This window comes from Nitratiruptor sp. SB155-2, from assembly GCF_000010325.1.
In the GTDB taxonomy this organism is placed as follows: domain Bacteria; phylum Campylobacterota; class Campylobacteria; order Campylobacterales; family Nitratiruptoraceae; genus Nitratiruptor.
Genome location: NC_009662.1, coordinates 929,347 through 952,206, shown reverse-complemented (window position 1 = coordinate 952,206; position 22,860 = coordinate 929,347). Strand labels below are relative to the sequence as shown.

Sequence of the window (22,860 nt, the reverse complement as noted above, 5' to 3'; positions counted from 1 at the left end):
ATTCTATTAGAAAGGCTTCCATGAAACAGATTCTCTTTTGTGCTTCAGAGATGGCACCATTTGCAAAAACGGGTGGCCTGGCAGATGTGGCCGCAGCTCTGCCAAAACAACTCAAAAAGTTGGGACACAACATCAAAGTGGTTTTACCTCGTTACTATACGATCAATAAGTCAGATTTGAACTTCGCTATCGGAAATATTGGTGTGGATATGGGCCCTCTTGGGACTTTATGGTGCGCTGCATACAAAACTCTTTATGAAGGTGTAGAGATCTATTTTATCGATTATGAGATCTTTTTTGGTAGAGCCAATCTCTATACGGACTATAACGGCTACTCCTATCCAGACAATGATGCACGTTTTATTTTCTTTTCCAAAGCGGCACTGGAACTTGCAAGAGCTTTGGATTTCAGGCCCGATATCATCCATGCTAACGATTGGCACACGGCAGCTCAGCCGATCCTACTCAATACCATATTGCGCCAAGATCCATTCTTTCAAAAAACTGCTTCTGTTTTTACGATACACAATCTCCAGCATCAAGGTATCTTTTCCAAAAGAGCTTTTGAATATCTCGGAATTGGCTGGGAACACTTCAATATGTACGAGATGGAAGCGCTTGGAGCACTCAATCTCATGAAAGGTGCTGTCTATCACGCAGACAAAATTACAACGGTAAGTCCAAAATATGCCCAGGAGATCCAGACACCAGAGTTTGGATTTGGTCTGCAAGAGCATATCAAAGCTCACGCATATAAACTATTTGGCATTTTGAATGGTGTTGATTACGATGAGTGGAATCCAAAAACAGATCCCTTTATAGCCAAAAATTACGATATTGATGATTTGAATGGCAAAAAACTATGCAAGCAGGATCTACAAAAAACATTAGGACTTGCTCAAAGAGAGGATCTTCCACTTATCGGTTTTGTAGGACGATTTGCCCAGCAAAAAGGTATAGAACTGATAGCTGCGGCCACGCACGAGATGGTACATCTGCCTCTTCAGATGGTTTTTTTGGGAATCGGTGAAAAGTGGGCAGAGGGCTTTTTTCAAGATATTGCCAATCGATATGAAAATGTTGGCTGTTTTGTGGGATATTCCAACGAACTGGCACACAAGATCGAAGCGGGAAGCGATCTTTTCTTGATGCCAAGCCTTTTTGAACCATGCGGACTCAATCAGATCTACTCTCTTCGCTATGGAACTCTTCCGATTGTGAGGGCGGTAGGAGGGCTTGATGATACAATCCAAAACTATGAGCCTCAAACAAAAACGGGAGATGGCTTTAAATTTTACGATGCTACCAAAGATGCACTTGTAGGAACGGTCCGCTGGGCTGTAGATACCTGGCTCCATGATAAAGAGGGCATTGGCAAGATGATCCACACCGCTATGAGCAAACGGTTTGATTGGCAAAGAAGCGCCAAAGAGTATGAAAGGGTCTATGAACTGGCACTGGAGACAAAACGATGATCTGCTACGAGGTTACACGTTTTAGCGATTTTGATATCTATCTTTTTAAAGAGGGGACCCATACGAAACTGTATGAAAAATTCGGTTCTCATATTATGAAATATGACGAAGAGCCCGGAGTCTATTTTGCCGTATGGGCACCAAATGCAAAGTATGTAAGTGTCGTCGGAGATTTCAACGGATACGATGCCACTTCCCATCCTCTTAAAAAAAGAGAGGATGGAAGCGGAATATGGGAAGGGTTTACTCCTGATGCGAAAATAGGACAAACCTATAAATACCATATTGTCACCCCATACGATACGACCCTGCTTAAAGCGGATCCCTATGCATTCTATGCAGAAAAACCACCAAAATCGGCTTCAAGGATCTGGTCACTGCGGGGATACAGCTGGAAAGATAGTACATGGATGAAAAAAAGAGCTCAAACTAATCTCCACGAATCACCTATGAATATCTATGAGGTGCATTTGGGATCGTGGAGAAGAAGAGAAGATGGAAGTTATCTTAGTTACACAGATGCCGCCAAAGAGCTTGCGGAGTATCTAACAAAAATGGGATATACCCATATAGAGCTTTTACCGATTACAGAGTACCCTTTTAAAGGCTCCTGGGGATATCAGGTAAGCGGCTATTATGCTCCAACTGCAAGGTACGGCACACCACAGGAATTTATGGAGTTTGTGGATATTATGCATGCCCACGACATTGGGGTCATACTTGATTGGGTGCCTTCGCATTTTGTCACGGACGGTCATGGGCTGATCGCTTTTGATGGTACTGCTTTATATGAGTACGAAGATCCCAAAAAAGGATACCATCCGGAGTGGAAAAGCGCCGTTTTCGATTATGGGAAAAATGAGGTGAGAGCCTTTTTGATCTCTTCTGCCCATTTTTGGCTGGAAAAGTATCATATCGATGGAATTCGGGTAGATGCAGTGGCAAGTATGCTTTATCTTGATTACGGAAGAAAAGAGGGAGAATGGGAACCAAATATTTATGGCGGCAATGAAAACTTAGAGGCGATCATTTTTTTAAAACAGCTCAACGAAAGCTGCTACTCATCCTTTGAAGGCATTACCATGATAGCAGAAGAGTCTACCGCATTTCCTGGAGTCACAAAACCGGTATATGCAGGTGGACTCGGTTTTGGATACAAATGGAATATGGGATGGATGCACGATACACTTCAATATTTCAAAACAGATCCCCTCTTTCGCAAATACCACCATAATCAGATCACGTTTTCCATGTGGTATGCCTATGATGAAAACTTCATTTTACCCCTCAGCCATGATGAAGTGGTCCACATGAAGGGTTCTCTCATCAACAAAATGCCAGGAGATATCAATCAAAAGCTGGCAAATCTGAGGGCACTTTTTGGATATATGATAGCACATCCCGGAAAAAAGCTTCTGTTTATGGGAGGAGAGTTTGGCCAATACAACGAGTGGGACTTCGATGCCCAGCTTCAGTGGGAGCTTTTGGAGGATCCAGAGCACAAAGCCTTGCATACAATGGTTCAAGACTTAAATACCCTTTACAAAACCGCTCCGGCACTTCATCAATGGGATGAAAAAAGAGAAGGATTCTTTTGGCTTAATGAAAAGGATGAGCAAAGAAGCGTTTTAAGTTTTGCGAGAGTTGCAAAAGATCAAACGCTCATAGTCGTTTGCAACTTTGCGGATACCCAGTATGAAAACTATATTCTGCCTGTTCCGAAGAGCGGAAAATATGAAGAGATTTTCAATTCCCAGCATCCAAAATATATGGGCTGGGATCATTATTCAGATAGAGTGCTGCAAAGCGAGCCAAAAGTGTGCTGTGGCTTTGAAAACTCCCTAACTATCACTCTCCCTGCAATCAGCGTGCTTTATCTTCAATTTATTTTATAAGAGTATACTTAAAAAATAAACTAATCTAAAAAAGGAGTTGGCTATGGGCAAGATGACGCAAAAACTGGAAGAGATCAAAAGGCTTATCGGAAAATTGCAGCAGCAGCAGCCTGACAGCATCAAAAATTTTCTGAGTTTCATGACAAGTGTGGAGAAAGAGGGAGCTTTAAGTACAAAACAAAAAGAGCTTGTCAATGTTGGATTGGCAGTTGCGGCCCAGTGCGAGTGGTGCATTGCCTTACATGTCAAGGGTGCTCTGGATAGCGGTGCTAGCAAAGAAGAGATATTGGAAGCAGCGATGCAGGCTGTTTTGATGCATGGAGGTCCAGCACTCATGTATATGACTCCGGTGGAAGAAGCGTTGGAGGAGTTTAGCCATGAATAGTGCAAGAGTAAAAACATTTTACTATCTTATGAAACTTGGCCGAGAATTTGAGATTGCGGCCAAGCAGGAGTATATGAAAGGGAACATTGCAGGGTTCTTGCATCTGGATATCGGGCAGGAAGCCTGCAGTGTTGGAAGTATGCAAGCATTTGACAAAGGGGATGTCTTTACCCACTACAGAGAGCATGTTTTGGCAATCGCCAGAGGTATGGATCCAAAAGTGGTGATGGCGGAGCTTTTTGGAAAAGTTACCGGTATAAGCAAAGGGAAAGGCGGATCGATGCATCTTTTCGATCCAAGGCTGAGTTTCTACGGAGGCGATGCGATCGTGGCGGGACATCTGCCAATCGCCACAGGGTGTGCTTACGCAAGAAAGATAGAGGGAGAAAATGCCGGAGTTTTTGCCATTTTTGGCGATGGTGCCAGTAATGCAGGAGCCTTTTTCGAAAGTATCAACATAGCATCGGCCTGGAAATTACCTATCATCTTTTTTTGCGAGAACAACTACTACGCTATCGGTACTCGCATCGGATGGGTGAGTCCATTTGAAGAGCTTTTCAACAAAGCGAAAAACTATATGCCTGCAAAACGCATTGACGGCATGGACGTGTGTGAAGTCTACAAGGCTGTCACCGAGGCTAAGGAGTATCTTGAAAATGGTCTAGGGCCATATTTTATCGAAGCGGAAACCTATCGCTATGAAGGCCACTCCATGAGCGACAACGGCAAGTATCGAAGCGAAGAGGAGATGGAGATTTTCAAATCACGAGACCCTATAGAAAAACTCAAAAAAGAGGCTATCGCTTTGGGAATTGTGGAAGAAAGCTATTTTGATGAGACAGACAAAAGGGTCGAACAAGAGATTGCAGAGGCTATCGAATTTGCTGCCAATTCACCTGAACCTGATTTAAGTGAACTCTATGAAGATGTATACTGTAAGGAGTGTAGCAATGTTGTATCGTGAGGCGTTAAACAGAGCGATAGATGAGTCTATGAAGGCGGATGAGAGTGTCGTCATATTGGGCGAAGATGTTGGAAGATATGGTGGAAGTTATCGTGTCAGCGAGGGACTCTTTGCAAAATATGGACCAAAACGGGTTATCGATACGCCGATTGCGGAGCTTAGCATCGTAGGAAATGCCATAGGAATGGCAATCGGGGGTCTTAGACCGATTGCGGAGATTATGACCGTCAACTTCTCACTCCTTGCAATGGATCAAATCGTCAATCATGCTGCAAAATTTCGCTATATGAGCGGCGGAAAGATGACGATTCCATTGACTATCAGAATACCAGGAGGCGTCTCAAGACAGCTTGCAGCCCAGCACAGTGAAAGTTATGAGACACTCTATGCTTCCATTCCTGGACTCATAGTCTTGGCAGCAAGCAATGCAACCTATGCCTACCATGCCCTAAAACATGCGATTTTTCTCAACGACCCTGTCATCTTTTTGGAGCATGAACTGCTCTATCCTATGGAAATGGAGTTTGAAGAAAAAAAAGATTTTGATCCGTTCAAAGCCGAAGTTGTCAAAGAGGGAAAAGATCTGACGATTCTTACCTATCTTAAAATGCGATACGATGTGCTCGAAGCAGTCCCTACAATCGAAAAAGAGCTTGGAATCAGCGTAGAGGTGATCGATCTAAACTCTCTCAGACCTCTTGATATGAAAACGATTTCCGAGTCTGTCAAAAAGACAAAACGGGTTGTTTTGGTAGAAGAGGATCACAAAACCGGGGGATATGGGGCCGAAGTGATTGCAAGAATCACAGAAGAGCTCTTTTATGAACTGGACGCTCCTCCTCTTCGGATAGCCGGAGAAGATGTGCCGGTTCCATACAACAGAACTCTTGAGCTAGCATCCATCCCTACTCCTGATAAAATTGTCGCACACATCAAAATGTGGGGGCGAAACAATGGATTATAAAATTGTTATGCCGGTCCTGTCGGATACGATGGATAAAGGAAAGTTGATCAAATGGCATGTAAAAGAGGGAGACGTTGTCCATAAAGGGGATGTGATTGCGGAAGTGGAGAGCGACAAGGCTATAATGGAGGTGCAAACCTTCAAGGATGGAGTGGTAAAAAAACTGCTTGTCAAAGAGGGTGACGAGGTTCCTGTCAAAGAACCAATTGCGATTCTCGATACGGAGGTAAAAGAGCCTGTCACAAAAACACAGGCTTCCGAACAAAAAGAGCAGCCAAAAGAGAAAACAGTTGTGCAAAAAGAGGAATCTAAACCACAGACTCCTCAAAAAAGCGAAGTTCCCCCTGTTCTTCAAGAGTTGATGCCCACATCCACATCGCCTTCAGTGGAAGGCTACGCTTCGCCAGCGGCAAAAAAAGCGGCTGCAAAGGCCAACATCGATATAGAGTCTCTTCAAAAAGAGGGTATTTTGCCAAAACCAGCTCACCTTAAAGATATCAACGAAGAGCTTTTAAAAAGATACTTTACGCCAAAAGCGCTGCATCTGTTGCAGGAGTACCAAATCGATGCAAAAAAATTCTCGATGGATCATAAAATAAACGAAAAAGAGGTACAGGACTTCATCCTCAAAAACAACATTCCAAAACCTGTTCCCCTCTCTTCCAACCAAAAAGCTGTGAAACAGAATGTTGAAGGCTCCACGAAAAAACCAACCTATTTGATTATGGAGACCTTTGATATTAAGCCATATGAGGATGTAAAGCTCACTTCCGTGTTTATTAAAACGATAGCCGATGTTATGCAGCGGCACCCTTTGACAAGAGCTGTCCTGGATGGTGAACGGTATCTCGTCTATCCCACATCAAATATCAGTGTAGCTGTGGCAAAAGGGAATGATCTATTTATGGTGGTGTGCAAAAATGCCGAGCAAAAGAGTTTAGAAGAGATAGATGAGTGGGTCCGAGGGCTTAAAAAGAGAAATTATAGTGCAGAAGAGCTGAGTGGTTCAACCTTTGGAATCAGTAATCTTGGAATGTTTGGGATTGACCGTTTTAGCGCGATGATCAATAAAAAAGATTCTGGTATTGCTGCTTTTGGAGCACTGAATAATGGAAAAATAAAAGTCACCTTTACATTTGATCACAGAGTTTTAAATGGAGTGGATGCTGCAAAATTTGTGAGTGATCTAAAAAACAGTTTTAAAGGAAACGGATGAAAGATATCATCTTTATAGGTGGAGGACTCAATTACGCCGGAGCAATCGTTGCTACACAACATGGTTTGGATGTTATGCTTGTCGAGCAGAATATGGAACATATAGGAGGAACATGTCTTAACAACGGATGTATACCATCCAAACATCTTCTGCATCTGGCCGAAACGGAAGTGAAGCTGAGACAAAAACCTTTTACCAGACACAAAGACAGGCTCAATCTAAAAGTAGCCGTCCAGGAGAAGAATGAGGTGGTCCAAAAGGCTCATAAGTCGATCCAGATGCAGTGTGTCAGTGCCGGAGTGGAACTTGTAGAGGGCAAAGGATATCTCGTGGCTCCCGGAAAAGTGGAGGTGGATGATACAACCTATACAGCAAAATATGTGGTCATTGGCACAGGTTCGCATCCTTTCATCCCTGATGGAATCGAGTATGACAAAGAGACAGTTATTACAAGTGATGAAGTGCTCAATATGGAAGAGTTCCCCTCTTCCATTGCCATATACGGAAGCGGAGCGATCGGATTGGAAATGGCAAGTTTCTTTGGCGCATGCGGTGTTGAGACGACACTGATTTTCAGGCATGAACATATTTCCAAGAAAATCCATCCTACGCTCTTGGGAAATATCGAAAAAGGACTAGAGAAACTTGGTGTCCACTTGATGAGAAACACATCGGTATTGGAAGCGAAAGCCCATAACAAAAGAGCTAAAGTTACGACCGACAAAGATATATATGAATTCGACAAACTCCTTGTCGCTACAGGCCGAAGGCCAAATGTCGATGTGATAAAAACAGATAGCGTCAAAGTGGGAAAAGGGATTGTTACCGATGAGTACTTTGAAACGACGCTTCCAAACCATTTCGCCATAGGCGATTGCAATGCAAAACTGATGCTGGCCCATGCGGCAAGAGCGCAGGCTCTCAATGTTGTCCAGACAATACTTGGAAAAAAAGAGCGGTTAAACCTTGATAACATTCCAAAATTTTTCTATACCCTCCCCTTGCAGTATGCCGCTATCGGATTGACTAAAACTGCTTTGGAAAAACAACATGTCGAATACAAAGAGTCCTTTTTCCCACTCTCCGCTTTGGCTCTTTCACACCTAACGGATGCAACTGACGGAGCAGTGGTGCTTTATGCAGACAAAGAGAACTTTTTGATTGGTGCAGAGATTCTGGCTCCTCATGCAGAAGAGCTGGTTGGTATACTGAGTGCAACATTGGTTGCTGAAATGGATGTCAAAAGTGCGCTACAATCGATCTATGCTCACCCGACCTTTTCTGAAGCAATAGAGAGAGCACTGAGGAGATTTTGATGAAAGAGACGAAATATTATGAAAAATTGACTTCTCTCCACGTTGCGGCCGAACTGGGGACCGATGTACAAAAGGGTCTTAGTGAGGAAGAGGCAAAGAAGAGACTTCAAAAATATGGTCCTAATGAGATCCCTGAAAAAGAGGAACCTCTTTGGCACAGAATCTTTAGAAGGTTTTGGGGACCTATTCCATGGATGATAGAGATCGCGGCTATTTTAGCTGCGGCAGTGCGACACTGGGAAGAGTTCTACATCATCCTCATTATGCTCTTTGTGAATGCCTTTTTAGACTTTTACCAAGAGTCTAAAGCATTGAATGCAATCAAAGTACTGAAAAAAAAGTTGGCAAGAAAAGCCGTCGTTTTACGAGATGGCAAGTGGCAAGAGGTTTTGGCAAAAGATTTGGTGCCTGGAGATATCGTCAAGGTTAAAATTGGAGATATTATTCCAGCAGATTTGAAAATTGTCGATGCGGGAGACTATGCTCTAGTCGATCAATCCGCTTTAACAGGAGAGTCTCTTCCGGTTCATAAGAAAAATGACGATATAGCCTACTCTAACACTATTGTCAAACAGGGCGAAATGGTAGGTATCGTGGTCAATACAGGTCTTAATACCTACTTTGGAAAAACGGTAGGTCTTGTGGCAAAAGCCCAAAGAGAGCAAAGAAGCCACTTTCAACAGATGGTGATACGTGTTGGCAATTTTCTCATAGCCATTACCATCGTCATGATAGCTATCATTATCTATTTTGGATTGACACGGCATGAAAACCCCTATGAACTTCTTGTTTTTTCTCTTGTGTTAACCATTTCAGCTATTCCTGTTGCACTCCCTACTGTCTTGACGGTTACCATGGCAATAGGTGCATTGAGTCTGGCGAGAAAGCAGGCAATTGTCAGTCGTTTAGCTGCCATAGAAGAGCTTGCGGGGATGGATGTATTGTGTTCAGATAAAACAGGGACTCTAACGAAAAACCAAATGACCATAGCTGAACCATATGTTACCGATACTCACAATATAAGCGAACTTTTTTTATATGCCGTACTTGCCAGTAGACGCGAAAACAACGATCCAATAGAAAAACCGATATTCGAATATGCAGATGAGCATGGAATTGAAAAACTTGCACAAAAATATAGTGTTACCAAATTTGTACCTTTCGATCCGGTCAGAAAAAGGACGGAAGCCGTTGCCGAAGATGAAAACGGAAAATGTATCGTGACAGTCAAAGGTGCTCCTCAAGTGGTTGTGGCGCTTTGTGATGCAAGCGAATTCAACGAAGATACGATCAATCTCAAAATTGAAGAGTTTGCAGAAAACGGATTTCGTACCCTTGGTGTCGCCTATAAAGAGTGTGATGAAGAGAAATTTCACTTTGTAGGTCTCATACCGCTATACGATCCACCAAGGGAGGATTCCAAAGAGGCCGTTGAAGAGGCAAAGGCTAAAGGAGTGGAAGTGAAGATGGTTACCGGCGACAATATTGCCGTAGCCAGATATATTGCCAAAATTTTGGGAATAGGCGAGAACATTCTCGATATCCAAGAGCTTCGCGGTCAAAGCACAAGAGAGTACGAGATACTGGCAAAAGTGATCTCCCAGGCTCTTTTAAAAGTTACCAATCCCGATATCAGTAATGAAAAACTCGAACTTCTTACAAGGCAGATCGTCAAAGAGGTGCGAAAAGAGCTCCATGAAAAAGAGTTACTTCCAGGAACAGTCAAAAAACATGAAAGCGAAATCATAGCTCTTATCGAGCAGGCAAACGGTTTTGCACAGGTCTTTCCAGAAGACAAATATTTTATCGTTGATGAACTACAAAAAGCGGATCACATCGTAGGTATGACGGGTGACGGCGTAAACGATGCTCCTGCACTGCAAAAAGCAGATACCGGCATAGCGGTAAGCGGTGCCACCGATGCGGCTAGAGCGGCAGCAGACATTATCTTGATGGCACCTGGTCTAAGGGTGATTGTAGATGCCATAAAAGAGGCCCGTGTCATATTTGAGCGAATGAAAAGCTACACCATTTTCAGAATTGCAGAGACGATTCGTATCATTGTCTTTATGACTTTGGCCATCGTGGTATTTAACTTTTATCCCTTGACCGCCATTATGATCATCGTATTGGCCCTTTTAAATGATATCCCTATTTTGGCAATCGCCTATGACAATACAAAGGTGAGAAAAATGCCGGTGCGTTGGGATATGCATGAGATGTTGGTACTTTCAAGTTGGCTTGGTGTTGCGGGTGTAATCAGCTCCTTTTTGATCTTTTATATCGTGATGGTCTATCTAAAAACCCATCCAGAATCGGCTCACTTTTTACCCGATGTTCCTATATGGGTAAATATGCAAGACAACGATGCATGGCTCAGTTTTGTGCAATCTATCTTTTTTGCAAAGATGGTGATAGCAGGACACGGAACGATATACAATACCCGTATCGATGACTGGTTTTTCAAACGTCCTTGGCCATCATGGATTTTGTTTGGAGCAACATTTTCCACGAGAGTCCTGGGAACGATCATCGCTGTGTACGGCTTTGGTCTCATGATGCCAATAGGCTGGGACTGGGCCATATTTATGTGGGCTTATGCCCTTACCTGGTTTGTTTTCAACGACGCAGTGAAAATGGCGGTACTTAAATACTATAGAAAAGTAAAAGGAATAGAAGTTATATGAATTTCGTTCCCAATGAGCTTATTCATCTACTCTATGTAGTAGCCCTCTCCTTTTTGGTGGGGCTGGAGCTAAAAACCTACAGAATCGATAAAGGTATAGAAAAAAGAACCCATATAGGTTCGACGAGAACCTTCACTTTTATCGGTATGTTAGGTTATCTCTTTTTTAAAATCGATTTTACACTCTACATCATAGGATTTTCAACCCTTTTTGGAATCTATGCAATCTACTATTTTCATAAACTCAATGAAGAGAGAGCCTCTATCATCTCATTTTTACTCATCGCTCTTGTGTACAGTTTTGGTCCCGAGATTGAACGTTTTGATATATGGCTTCCAACCCTCGTATTTGTCTTAATCGTTTTTTTACTCAACGCAAACAGATCGCTTCAATTTCTTTTTGGCAAGCTCAATATCAAAGAGTTTGAAACACTTGGAAAATTTTTACTGCTCAGTGCGGTAATCCTACCCATTCTGCCTCATACGAAAATACCTTATCTAAATATTTCCGCTTTTAAAATATGGCTTGTGGTTGTTGTGATTTCTGGAATCAGTTATGGTAGCTACATCGCACAGAAATATATCTTTAAACAAAAAGGGTATCTTCTTACAGGTATTTTAGGAGGTCTCTACTCTTCCACTGCAACGACAGTGGTACTTGCCAAAAAGAGTGAGATAACTGTAGGAATAGTCAACGCTTCTATCATTATGGCTACTGCGATGATGTACATCAGACTCTTACTTATCGCCACAATTTTCAATTTGGAGGTAGCGAAACATTTAGTGATTCCCATGCTTGGACTTTTTACGCTGGGATCGGCGGTAGCTCTGTATCTGCATAAAAAAGAGCCTGAAAACAATAATGCACCGTTTGATGACAGAAACCCTCTTGAACTGGGAACCGCTTTTGTTTTTGCAGCACTTTTTATATTGATGATTCTTTTGACCAATTTTGTAGTGCACAACTACGGCAATTTAGGACTTCAGTTCCTCTCATTTATCATCGGTTTTACCGATATAGATCCATTCGTTCTCTCTTTGCTTACAGGTAAATACACAATTACAACAGAACATATCTCGACTGCTATTTTGATAGCCAGTGGTTCAAATGATTTTTTAAAAGCGATCTATGCTCTCGTTTTTGGAAAAAATAGGCCAAAAATTGCCGCGATATGGCTTTTCATTCTAGGGATTCTTACAATTATCAGCCCAGAGCTGATGAAATTCATAGGAGTGTAATGATGAAAAAAAGATCTTTTCCTTGGCAAAAACCCAAACCCAAAACGGAAGAGCCAAAAGTAGAAGAGCTATTACAAAAAATATTCGATTCCCCATCATACAAATTGGCGATGGAAGATGTGGGATTTTTAATGAGTGACGATACAAGAGGTGTTCGATTAGAACTGGATTATCTTAAACCAGAGCTCATCATGAAAAAGTATGGTATCAAACATACCATTGTCGTATTTGGAAGTGCCCGAATCAAAGAACCAAAAACTGCTTTGAATGAATTGAACAAAATTCAAAAACTTGTAAACAAAGAACCAAACTCCAAACAGCTTTTACGAGAATTGCGAATCGCTGAAAAGATGGTAGAAAAGAGCATTTATTACGAAGAAGCGAGAAATTTTGGTCAACTGGTTGGGGAAGCTGGAAAAGGACCCGAAGACAACACGTTGACGCTGATGACAGGAGGAGGTCCTGGCATTATGGAAGCAGCCAATAGAGGAGCCTATAATGTAGGTGCAAAAAGCATAGGGCTCAATATACAGCTTCCTCACGAGCAGTTTCCAAACCCTTATGTATCGCCGGAGCTCTGTTTTCAATTTCACTATTTTGCGATCAGGAAACTGCATTTCTTGCATAGGGCATGTGCACTGGTTGTCTTTCCGGGAGGCTTTGGGACACTCGATGAGCTTTTTGAAACTCTCACACTCATACAAACACATAAAAACAGGCCCATTCCCGTTGTTTTAGTGGGGAAAGAGTATTGGCACAAACTCATCAATTTCAAATTTTTAGTAGACGAAGGAACGATAGAACCAGAAGATCTGCACATTTTTACTTTCAAAGAAAATGCACAAGAGGCTTGGGAGTATATTCTGGGCTGGTATGAAAAGAGAGGATTGGATCTATTTGACAATATAAAGGATAAATCATGAATCTGGAAAAACTAATCCCTGCAGATGTTCCTCCTGAAAAAAAGGGAGAGTTCTTAGCCCATTTACAAGAGACGACAAATGGTACTGGCAGACTCATGCTTTTTGCAGGCGACCAAAAGGTCGAGCATCTCAACAATGATTTTTATGGTCCCGGCATTCCACTGGAAGACAACAACCCCGAGCATCTTTTCAAAATCGCTTCCAAGGCGAAAGTCGGCGTTTTTGCCACACAGTTTGGGCTAATCAGCAGATATGCCCCAGATTACAAAAAGATTCCATATCTCATCAAACTCAATTCAAAAACAAACATTATCCCATACTCTGCAAAAGATCCCTATTCCCAGCAATGGATCGAGGTTGAAGAAGCGATAGAGTTTGCAAGATACAGCGGTATCAACCTCCAAGGTTTTGGATATACAGTCTATCTTGGAAGCGAACATGAACACAGTATGCTCACTGAGGCTGCCAATATCGTTCACACAGCCCACAAACATGGATACCTGGCCGTTTTATGGATGTACCCCAAAGGAAATTTTGTAAAAGATGAACATGATCCCCATCTGATAGCCGGTGCTGCCGGAGTGGCACTCTGTCTGGGAGCCGATTTTGCAAAAGTGAAAGTTCCATATAAAGATGGAAAATTCATACCGGAACTGCTTATTGAAGCGACAGTTGCTGCCGGAAATTGTGGCGTTTTGTGTGAAGGGGGCAAAAAAATAGATGAGAGAACCTTTTTGCAAGAGCTCTACGATCAGATCCATATCGGTGGTACAAGAGGGAACGGTACAGGAAGAAATATCCATCAAAGACCTCTTGAAGAGGCTATCAAAATGGCTAATGCCATCTATGCCATCACTTGTGAAGATAAAAGCGTCGATGAAGCGATAAAAATTTTGGAAGCATAATGAAGATTGTCGATTTGGGACTGCTGCCATACGAAAAGTGCAATGAAGTCTTGGAAGATTTCATACAAAAAGCCCAATACGAGGACCATCTTTTACTCTGTACGCATCATCCTGTCTATACGATAGGAAGTGAAAACTACGAAACTGATTTGCCGGTAATACGCACAGACAGAGGTGGTTCCATTACCTACTTCGATGAAGGGTGCTTGATGCTCTATTTTGCTTTTCGTGTCCCAAATCCGCCAAAGTTCTATGCGAAAGTGCTTTGCTCCTTGGACTATTTTTTTCATTTTTTTGACAAAAACATTCAGTATGACAAGAAAAAACCAGGCTACTATATCCAAAACAGAAAAATTGCCTCTTTAGGATTCCGCTATACCGGAGGTTTTAGCAAACACGGCGTTTCTCTTCATGTGGATCCACATCTGGAAAACTTCAACAAAATAGCTCCCTGTGGCTTGAGTGGAATCAAAGCAACTTCGTTAATAAACGAGGGATATAATGTGAATATGGAAACAGCAAAAACGCTAGCGATTAAGGCGGTAGAGTATGGTTTTAAAGCCTAGAGTCAAAGCACCCTCACCAGAACTCATCGGAAAAACACAAACCGTATTAGACCGGCACTCGCTTCATACCATCTGTATATCGGCAAAATGTCCAAATATCGTAGAATGTTTTTCAAGAGGCACTGCTACTTTTATGATTCTGGGAAATATCTGTACAAGAAGGTGTAGATTTTGCAATGTCTTTCACGGGAAACCCCAAGAAATAGATGAAACAGAGCCAACGCGAATAGCAAAGGCCGTAAAAGAGATGGGACTTTCCTATGTTGTGATCACATCAGTAGATAGAGACGATTTGAGTGATTTTGGCTCTGACCAATTTTACGCCGTTTGCCAGGCAATACAAAAAGAGAATCCTTACACAAAAGTGGAACTCCTTACCCCAGACTTTCAAGGAAACAAAAAGGCAGTGCAAAAAGTCATCGATGCAAATCCCTACAAATTGGCCCATAACATCGAAACGGTGGAGCCTCTTTTTAAAAGAATAAAAAGCGCCGGGAGTTACAAAAGAAGTTTGGAGGTTCTTGAGACCTATACAACATCTGGCATAAAAACGAAAAGTTCTGTGATGGTGGGACTTGGTGAGACAAAACGAGATCTCATCCGAAGTTTTCAAGACCTGGTACAGGCAGGAGTTTCGCAGCTGACTATCGGACAGTATCTACAGCCCTCATCCAGCAACGCAAAGGTGCAAAAGTATTATACACAAGAGGAGTTTGACGAATTGGCGCATTTAGCAAAAGAGTGCGGTATTGAACATGTAATCAGTGGAATATTGGTTCGAAGCAGCTACTATGCAGATCTATATTAAAGGTTGATGATAATGAAAGAGTTTGAAATTTATGAGCTACTGCGGCGCTATGGGATAAATGTACCAAAATATGCAGTTTATGAAATTGATCACATGCTCAGTTTTGATAGATTCCCGGCCGTATTGAAGATAGCCAGCGACAAGGTAGTCCATAAAAGCGATGTAGGAGGAGTCCGCACTGGCATTCATTCTATGGATGAACTGCAAGAAGCAAAAAGAGAAATCATCAACAGTTTACAAATTCACGGCATTTTCTTGGATCTAAACGACAGATTCATCGTAGAAGAAGAGCTACATGGCGAAGAGTTTTACATTGGCGGCATTTACGACCCTATTTTTGAGGAGGTCCTGCTCTTTGGCAAGGGCGGTGTAATGCTTGAAATCCTTAAAGATATCTGTTATATCGATGTGTATGCAAACAAAGATGAGATTTTAAGAAGCTTTAAAACTACAAAAGTATCGAAAATGTTTCCACATTTCAGAGGCAAAGAGTACAAAATCGAATATCTCTTGGATACGATTCAAAAGTTTCAACAACTTTTTCTCGAAGAGAATATCAGCGAATTTGATATCAACCCCCTCATCTATACAGATGATGGTTTTGTTGCAGTGGATGCAAGAATCAAACGAGGAAGCAAATTTCACCACAAAAGAAGAAAACGAGTCTATGACCTGTTTGAAAATGAGAACGTAGCGATATTTGGTGCTACCGACAAGCCTGAAAAAGTAGGATATGCCATTGCTAAAAATGCTCTTAAAAGCAATGCGAACATCTACTTTGTCAATCCTAGACTAAATACACTTTTTGATCAAAAAGTGTACCATTCCGTAGAGGAACTTCCTTCTATCGACACTGCCGTCATTGCCATACCTCCTGGATATGTGTTGGATCTGTTGGAGCAGCTCGGGCAAAAAGGAGTCAAAAACGTTGTAGTGATTTCGGCAGGTTTCAAGGAGAGTGGCAACGAGCAAGCCGAAGAGCAGATGAGCGAGACAGCACAAAAATATGGTATGAATATTGTCGGGCCAAACTGTCTCGGAATCTACAACGCTTCAAAAAGGCTCAATCTCACATTTGCCAAAACCGATATTTTGCCTGGAGACATAGGTCTTGTCTCCCAATCTGGAGCGGTCCTTGCCGCACTCATCGATAAAGCCACCTCCCACTCCATCGGCTTTTCTCATATTATCTCATTAGGGAATATGGCTGATTTTGATTTTGCCGATGCGATCGAGGAACTAAACGCCAAAGAGGAGTGTCACTTCATCAATATCTATGCCGAAGGACTAAAGGATGGTAAAAGGTATCTCAAAGCGATCAGAGAATCTAAAAAACCGATTTTTGTATATAAGTCGGGAAAAACCAAAGAGGCGAAAAAAGCTGCATTCTCCCATACCGGCAACATCAGTGGAAGCTATGAGATGCTGGTGGGACTCAGCTTCGCGGCAGGAGCGTTAATCAAAAAAGATATCGATGAACTGATTTTCGCTCCAAAATTCGACCAGTACGAAGAGGTGCTTATCATTACAAATGCGGGAGGTCCTGGCACTATTTTGACCGATATTGTGGTACAGCAGGGCAAAAGAGTATATGCACTGAGTGATGATGAGATTGAACGGCTCAATGCCGTTTTGCCGCCAACATGGTCGCACAACAATCCCGTGGATATCATAGGCGATGCGACGGCTGACCGTTACAAAGCGGCACTTGAGATTTTGTACAAGCCCCATCTTCTCATATTCATTCTGGCAACACCACAGTTGATGACGGATGGTTTGGCAATTGCCAAAACCATTGGCAAAAAAGAGAATATTGTTCCGGTGTTTTTTGGTGAGGGCTCCTTTGAAGAGGCTTTTAAATACTTTAAAGAAGAAAAAATCCTCTATTTCAACGATTTGGAAAATGTGGCAAACATACTATAAGGAGAAACGATGAGCGAATATATTAAATGGTTTAAAGAGATAGGGATACAAGATGTAGCAGAAGTCGGAGGTAAAAATGCGAGTCTAGGTGAGATGTACAACCATCTCACCCCTCTAGGCGTCAAGGTACCAAACGGATTTGCCGTGACTGCGACTGCTTACAGGCACTATCTGGATGTGAACAATTTATGGGAGCCTTTACAAAAACTCTTTGAGGATTTCGACCCAGATGATATCGATCAGCTGAAAAAGGTAGGCAAAACAGCCCGTGAGATGATTATGAAAGCGGAAGTTCCAAAGGATCTTGAAGAGGAGATTGTGAAAGGATATGAAGAGCTTAAAAGCGAATATGGTGAAGATGTGAGTCTGGCTGTCAGAAGCTCTGCAACGGCAGAGGACTCCCCTACTGCTTCTTTTGCCGGTCAGAATGAGACCTATCTCAATATCAAAGGCAATAAAAATCTTTTATGGGCATACAAAATGTGCTTGGCATCAAATTTTACAGATAGATCCATTAGTTACAAATATACCCATAAATTCGATCCAATGAAAGTGTATCTCTCTGTGGTGATCATGAAAATGGTACGAAGCGATCTTGGAAGCAGCGGCGTGATGTTCAGTATCGATACAGAGACCGGTTTTCGAGATGTCGTTTTCATCAACGCTGCATGGGGGCTTGGAGAAAATGTGGTGCAAGGTACTATCGATCCAGATGCGTTCTATGTCCATAAACCGACCTTTAAAAAAGGGAACAAGGCCGTTTTGAAAAGAAAAAGAGGATCTAAAGAGAAGATGATGATTTTTAGCGAAACTCTTGAAAAAGCAAATCTGGCCGAACAGTTCACCAAAAACATTCCTACTCCGATTGAAAAAAGAATGAAATTTTCCATCACCGATGCGGATATTTTGCAGCTAGCAGACTGGGCTATGAAGATAGAGGAGCACTACAGCAAAGTAAACAATCGATATACGCCGATGGATATGGAGTGGGCAAAAGATGGAATGGATGGACAGCTTTACATGGTACAGGCACGTCCGGAAACGGTCCACTCTCAAGAAAAGGTTACCCAGTTTGAGATATACCGCCTCAAAGAAAAAGGCAAAGTTCTTTTAACCGGTAATGCCGTAGGTGAAAAGATAGGGGCCGGCAGAGTAAAAATTATGTTCTCCATGGCTGAAGCGGACAAATTCAATGAAGGTGACGTACTCGTTGCCCCCACGACAAGCCCGGACTGGGAACCCGTTATGAAAAAGGCGAGTGCCATCATCACAGAAACGGGCGGAAGAACCTGTCATGCGGCAATAGTCAGCCGAGAACTCGGAAAACCGGCAGTGGTTGGAGCAAAAAACGCTACGAAAGTACTCCATGACAATCAGCCTGTTACGGTAAGCTGTGCCGAAGGTGAAATAGGTAAAATTTACGAGGGAATACTCCCTTATGAAGTGGAGACAGTGGATATCTCCAAACTCCCTCGACCAAAAACAAAAATCATGATGAATCTTGGCAATCCAGAGCTGGCTTTCAGCCTTGCAAAGCTTCCTGTTGATGGGATAGGTCTGGCAAGAATGGAGTTTATCATCAACAATTACATCAAAGCACACCCAATGGCGATCAAACACCAAGAGATGCTAAGTGATACTGAACGTGCTTTGATCGATGAACTTGCATTTCCTTTTGAAGGGGATGCAGAGGACTTTTTCATAAAGACTCTCAGTGAAGGGGTAGCGACAATTGCAAGCTGCGTCTATCCGAAAAAGTGCATCGTTCGTATGAGTGATTTCAAATCCAACGAATACGCAAATCTCCTGGGAGGAAGACATTTTGAACCTGTCGAAGACAACCCGATGCTGGGATTTAGAGGAGCGGCACGCTATACCCATCCAAGCTATGCCGAAGGTTTCGAACTTGAATGTAAAGCGATGAAACGGGCGATTGAAGAGATGGGATTTGAGAATATCGTCTTGATGATTCCATTTTGTAGAAGAGTGGATGAAGCAAAACGGGTCAAAAAAGCGATGATCGAACACGGTTTAGGAGATGTTCCCATTTACATGATGTGTGAAATTCCAAACAACGTTATTCAAATAGATGAGTTTCTTGAAGTGTACGATGGTATCAGTATAGGAACGAACGACCTCACGCAACTCACTTTGGGAGTGGACAGAGATAGCGAAATTGTAGCGTTTGATTATGACGAGAGAGATGAAGGTGTCAAAAAGATGGTTCAACTGGCAGTCGAAGGTGCAAAACGACACAACAAATACTCCGGGCTTTGCGGTCAGGCTCCTTCAGACTATCCGGAGTTTGCAGAGTTTTTAGTCAAAATCGGTATCGAATCGATGAGTCTCAACCCAGATAGTGTCCTAAAAATCATCAAAGATGTAGCGGAGATGGAAAATGACGATTGAGATAAGTTACGGTGCAGCTGAAGTCGTTACAGGGTCATGTCATTTCGTAAAATTTGACGATGGCACGAAAGCGCTTATAGATTGTGGTATGTTTCAAGGATTGGATGAGTGGAAAAACTATGAGCCTCTTGGTTTCAATGCAAAGGAGATTGACTATCTTCTCGTCACTCATGGACATCTGGACCATGTAGGTCGGATTCCTCTGCTATACAAAGAAGGGTTTCGTGGGAAAATCATAGCTACCGCAGCCACCTTTGAACTGATGAAAATCGTTCTTCTCGATACTGCCCATTTGATGCAAGAAGATTTCGAGACAGCCTTCAGAAAAGCTCAGCGACGAGGCGAAGAGGATCTGGTTAAGAAACCACTCTATACCAAACGGGATGTCAAAGCGGCATTGAAACTTCCGAGGCGTGTCGTTAAATATGGGCAAAATATCAAGCTATCACCAAACATCGCGGTACGCTATAAGGATGCAGGGCATATTATCGGTTCGGCATTTTTAGAAATAGAATATAAAGATGACGGAGTACATAAGAAGGTGATTTTCAGTGGAGATCTTGGCAACCGTCAGGTACATCTCAATCCACCTCCTACCGATCCCACATCTGCTAGACATCTCTTCATAGAAAGTACATATGGGGATAGACTTCATAAAAATTATGAGGAGAGTGTCAAGGAGTTCAAAGAAGCCATTATGATGACCCTCAAAAGGGGAGGAAATGTACTAATCCCCTCTTTTGCTATTGAAAGAACGCAGCAGATATTGTGTATCTTGAAAGAGATGAGCGACCATCGTGAACTTCCTCCTCACACAGAAGTCTATCTTGATAGTCCAATGGCCATTAAAACTACCCATGTTTATCAAAAATATCGCCACTTACTCTCAGATTACTGTAAACATCAACCAGCACCTTTCGATTTTCCACATCTGAGATTTGCAACCAGTACCAATGCATCAAAACGTATCAATGCGAAAAAAAGCGGAAATATCATCATAGCTGGTAGTGGTATGTGTAATGGTGGAAGGATTTTACACCATTTCAAGCACCGCATCTGGGATCCCAAAAACAGTGTCATATTTGTAGGTTATCAAGCTGAAGGAACCCTTGGGAGAGATATCATAGAGGGAGCTCGATTTATTGAAATATATGGCGAACGGATCGCCATCCGGGCAAAAATTTTCACAATTAACGGTTTTTCAGCCCATGCAGATCAAAATGAACTTACATCATGGGCAGGAAAAGTCCATGGACTCGAAAAAATCTTTTTAATACATGGTGAAGAGGATAAGCAGCAGGTATTCAAAAAACATTTGATCAAAACATTACACAAGAAAGTTCACATTGTCAAACAGGGTGAAATTATTCATCTTTAATCAATTTACAGCTAAAATATATACAAAATTACAATAAATGTAGGAGTCTTTATGAAAAAAGTAGCAATTAACGGACTTGGAAGAATAGGAAAAATGGTTCTTTGGCACTATATCGTCAACAAACCAAAAAATATCGAAATCACTGTAGCAAACGGAGGAAGCGGAACGGCAGAAGATTTGGCATATATGCTCAAATTTGACTCTGTTCATGGAAAGTTCCCGGCACCTGTCGAATATGGTGAAGATTATCTGAAAGTTGGAGATCAAAAAATTCAACTAGTTACAGGTAGAGATCCGGAAAAACTTCCTTGGAGTGAACTTGGTGTCGACATAGTTCTTGAGTGTACTGGCCACTTTACAAAAAGGGATGATGCGGCAAAACATCTCAAAGCCGGAGCAAAAAAGGTTATCATCTCTGCTCCTAGCAAAGATGCAGAGCTTACTATTGTTTTGGGTGTAAATCAAGACTGGTACGATCCAGACAAACATGACGTGATTTCCAATGCCAGTTGTACTACGAACTCTTTGGCACCCGCTATCAAAGTACTGCACGATGCCTTTGGAATAGAGAGTGCTCTTGTAACAACTGTACATGCTTACACCTCCTCTCAGGCAGTAGTGGATAGAAAAAATCCAGGAAAACATAGACGAGGAAGAACAGCAGCTGCCAACATCATCCCAACCACCACTGGAGCTGCTATTGCTACGACAAAAGTGATCCCGGAACTTCAGGGAAAAATGAATGCATTGGCTTTGAGGGTTCCCGTTCCTGATGTGGCGATAACCGACATCAATGCGACGTTAGCAAAAGAGGTAACCGTCGAGGAGGTAAACAGGGCTTTTGAAGAGGCGATGAATGGTAAGCTAAGAGGTATTTTGGAAATCACCTATGATGAAGTAGTCTCAACTGATATCGTCAACAATCCACACTCCTCTATCATCGATGGACTCTCAACGATGGTCGTGGATGGAAACAAAGTAAAAGTCTTTGCATGGTATGACAACGAGTATGGATACTCTGGCCGACTTCTTGAACTTGCTGATTTTATCGCAGAAAGGATGTAGATGAAACTGGTTCTTATACGACACGGACAAAGCGTTTGGAATGCAAAAAATCTTTTTACAGGATGGATCGATGTAGAGCTCAGTGAAAAAGGAAAAGCTGAAGCGAAAAAAGCCGGTGAACTACTCAAAGAAGCAAACATTTATCCAAATATATGTTATACCTCCTATCTCAAACGTGCAATCCATACTGCTCAAATCGCTCTGAATGAACTTGGATGGGAGCATATCGATGTTATCCGAAGCTGGAAGTTGAATGAACGCCATTATGGTGACTGGCAAGGGAAAAACAAAGAGGAAGTGAAAGCTAAATATGGTGAAGAACTGTTCATGGCTGTCAGGCGGGGATATGATACACCTCCTCCTCCGATCGAAGAGAGTGAGCCCGATTACGCCAAACGCTATCCCCTCGATCCAAAATATGAAGATATTGGATACCATCCTAAGAGCGAATCTTTGAAAGATACGAGAGAAAGAGTAGTAGAATATTTTTATGAAGAGATTGTTCCGGCACTACTGGCATATGACACCGTTATGATTGCGGCTCATGGAAACTCTTTAAGAGCTCTTATAATGTATCTTGAAAGCATCGCACCAGAGAATGTAAGTAAAATAGAGATCCCAACGGGGACACCTATCGTTTATGATTTGACAAAAGAACTGGTAATTTACAACAAAACTACTTACAATCATTAAGAGGGCTTTTCCCCTCTTTTGTTATAATACGCCCTAAAAAAGGAGCATTT

General features: G+C 42.2%; 18 protein-coding genes. All 18 read left to right on the top strand.

Annotated elements, in window-relative coordinates:
- Positions 1-20: 20 nt before the first annotated feature.
- From glgA to NIS_RS04985, 18 genes are read left to right on the top strand one after another with little or no spacing between them, the layout of a single operon-like run.
- Positions 21-1,475 carry a glycogen synthase GlgA gene (glgA, locus tag NIS_RS05070; RefSeq protein WP_012082311.1) on the top strand — a complete coding sequence of 485 codons (1,455 nt, stop codon included), beginning with the start codon at positions 21-23 and terminating at the stop codon, positions 1,473-1,475.
- Positions 1,472-3,370 (top strand): 1,4-alpha-glucan branching protein GlgB, encoded by a 1,899-nt coding sequence (gene glgB, locus NIS_RS05065; protein ID WP_012082310.1) that lies wholly within the window; start codon positions 1,472-1,474, stop codon positions 3,368-3,370. The genes glgA and glgB overlap by 4 nt, the downstream gene beginning before the upstream one ends.
- 43 nt (positions 3,371-3,413) lie before the next feature.
- A complete protein-coding gene (locus NIS_RS05060; RefSeq protein ID WP_012082309.1) occupies positions 3,414-3,755 on the top strand; it encodes a carboxymuconolactone decarboxylase family protein in 342 nt (113 codons plus the stop codon).
- The gene (locus tag NIS_RS05055; protein WP_012082308.1) at positions 3,748-4,719 is read left to right on the top strand and encodes a thiamine pyrophosphate-dependent dehydrogenase E1 component subunit alpha; all 972 of its coding nucleotides are present in this window, start codon (positions 3,748-3,750) and stop codon (positions 4,717-4,719) included. Before NIS_RS05060 ends, NIS_RS05055 begins: the two co-directional genes overlap by 8 nt.
- Entirely contained in the window at positions 4,706-5,683 is a 978-nt protein-coding gene (locus NIS_RS05050; RefSeq protein ID WP_012082307.1) for an alpha-ketoacid dehydrogenase subunit beta, read from the top strand. The genes NIS_RS05055 and NIS_RS05050 overlap by 14 nt, the downstream gene beginning before the upstream one ends.
- Positions 5,673-6,899: a 2-oxo acid dehydrogenase subunit E2 gene (locus NIS_RS05045; protein ID WP_012082306.1), complete on the top strand. Its 1,227-nt coding sequence runs from the start codon at positions 5,673-5,675 to the stop codon at positions 6,897-6,899. The genes NIS_RS05050 and NIS_RS05045 overlap by 11 nt, the downstream gene beginning before the upstream one ends.
- The gene (locus NIS_RS05040) at positions 6,896-8,215 is read left to right on the top strand and encodes a dihydrolipoyl dehydrogenase family protein (protein ID WP_012082305.1); all 1,320 of its coding nucleotides are present in this window, start codon (positions 6,896-6,898) and stop codon (positions 8,213-8,215) included. Before NIS_RS05045 ends, NIS_RS05040 begins: the two co-directional genes overlap by 4 nt.
- A complete protein-coding gene (locus NIS_RS05035; protein WP_012082304.1) occupies positions 8,215-10,902 on the top strand; it encodes a plasma-membrane proton-efflux P-type ATPase in 2,688 nt (895 codons plus the stop codon). The genes NIS_RS05040 and NIS_RS05035 overlap by 1 nt, the downstream gene beginning before the upstream one ends.
- Positions 10,899-12,140: an MgtC/SapB family protein gene (locus NIS_RS05030; protein WP_012082303.1), complete on the top strand. Its 1,242-nt coding sequence runs from the start codon at positions 10,899-10,901 to the stop codon at positions 12,138-12,140. Before NIS_RS05035 ends, NIS_RS05030 begins: the two co-directional genes overlap by 4 nt.
- A 2-nt stretch (positions 12,141-12,142) precedes the next feature.
- A complete protein-coding gene (locus tag NIS_RS05025) occupies positions 12,143-13,063 on the top strand; it encodes a TIGR00730 family Rossman fold protein (RefSeq protein WP_012082302.1) in 921 nt (306 codons plus the stop codon).
- On the top strand, positions 13,060-13,968 hold the full coding sequence (locus NIS_RS05020; protein WP_012082301.1) for an aldolase: 909 nt from the start codon (positions 13,060-13,062) through the stop codon (positions 13,966-13,968). The genes NIS_RS05025 and NIS_RS05020 overlap by 4 nt, the downstream gene beginning before the upstream one ends.
- The gene (locus NIS_RS05015) at positions 13,968-14,534 is read left to right on the top strand and encodes a lipoyl protein ligase domain-containing protein (RefSeq protein WP_012082300.1); all 567 of its coding nucleotides are present in this window, start codon (positions 13,968-13,970) and stop codon (positions 14,532-14,534) included. The genes NIS_RS05020 and NIS_RS05015 overlap by 1 nt, the downstream gene beginning before the upstream one ends.
- Positions 14,518-15,342, top strand: coding sequence for a lipoyl synthase (lipA, locus tag NIS_RS05010; protein WP_012082299.1), 825 nt, complete (start codon positions 14,518-14,520; stop codon positions 15,340-15,342). Before NIS_RS05015 ends, lipA begins: the two co-directional genes overlap by 17 nt.
- Positions 15,343-15,354: 12 nt before the next feature.
- On the top strand, positions 15,355-17,265 hold the full coding sequence (locus NIS_RS05005; protein WP_012082298.1) for an acetate--CoA ligase family protein: 1,911 nt from the start codon (positions 15,355-15,357) through the stop codon (positions 17,263-17,265).
- Positions 17,266-17,274: 9 nt separating this feature from the next.
- The gene (ppsA, locus tag NIS_RS05000; protein ID WP_012082297.1) at positions 17,275-19,674 is read left to right on the top strand and encodes a phosphoenolpyruvate synthase; all 2,400 of its coding nucleotides are present in this window, start codon (positions 17,275-17,277) and stop codon (positions 19,672-19,674) included.
- Positions 19,664-21,052 carry an MBL fold metallo-hydrolase RNA specificity domain-containing protein gene (locus NIS_RS04995; protein ID WP_012082296.1) on the top strand — a complete coding sequence of 463 codons (1,389 nt, stop codon included), beginning with the start codon at positions 19,664-19,666 and terminating at the stop codon, positions 21,050-21,052. Before ppsA ends, NIS_RS04995 begins: the two co-directional genes overlap by 11 nt.
- Positions 21,053-21,103: 51 nt before the next feature.
- On the top strand, positions 21,104-22,117 hold the full coding sequence (gap, locus tag NIS_RS04990) for a type I glyceraldehyde-3-phosphate dehydrogenase (RefSeq protein WP_012082295.1): 1,014 nt from the start codon (positions 21,104-21,106) through the stop codon (positions 22,115-22,117).
- A complete protein-coding gene (locus NIS_RS04985) occupies positions 22,118-22,810 on the top strand; it encodes a 2,3-bisphosphoglycerate-dependent phosphoglycerate mutase (protein WP_012082294.1) in 693 nt (230 codons plus the stop codon).
- The last annotated feature ends 50 nt before the right edge of the window (positions 22,811-22,860 follow it).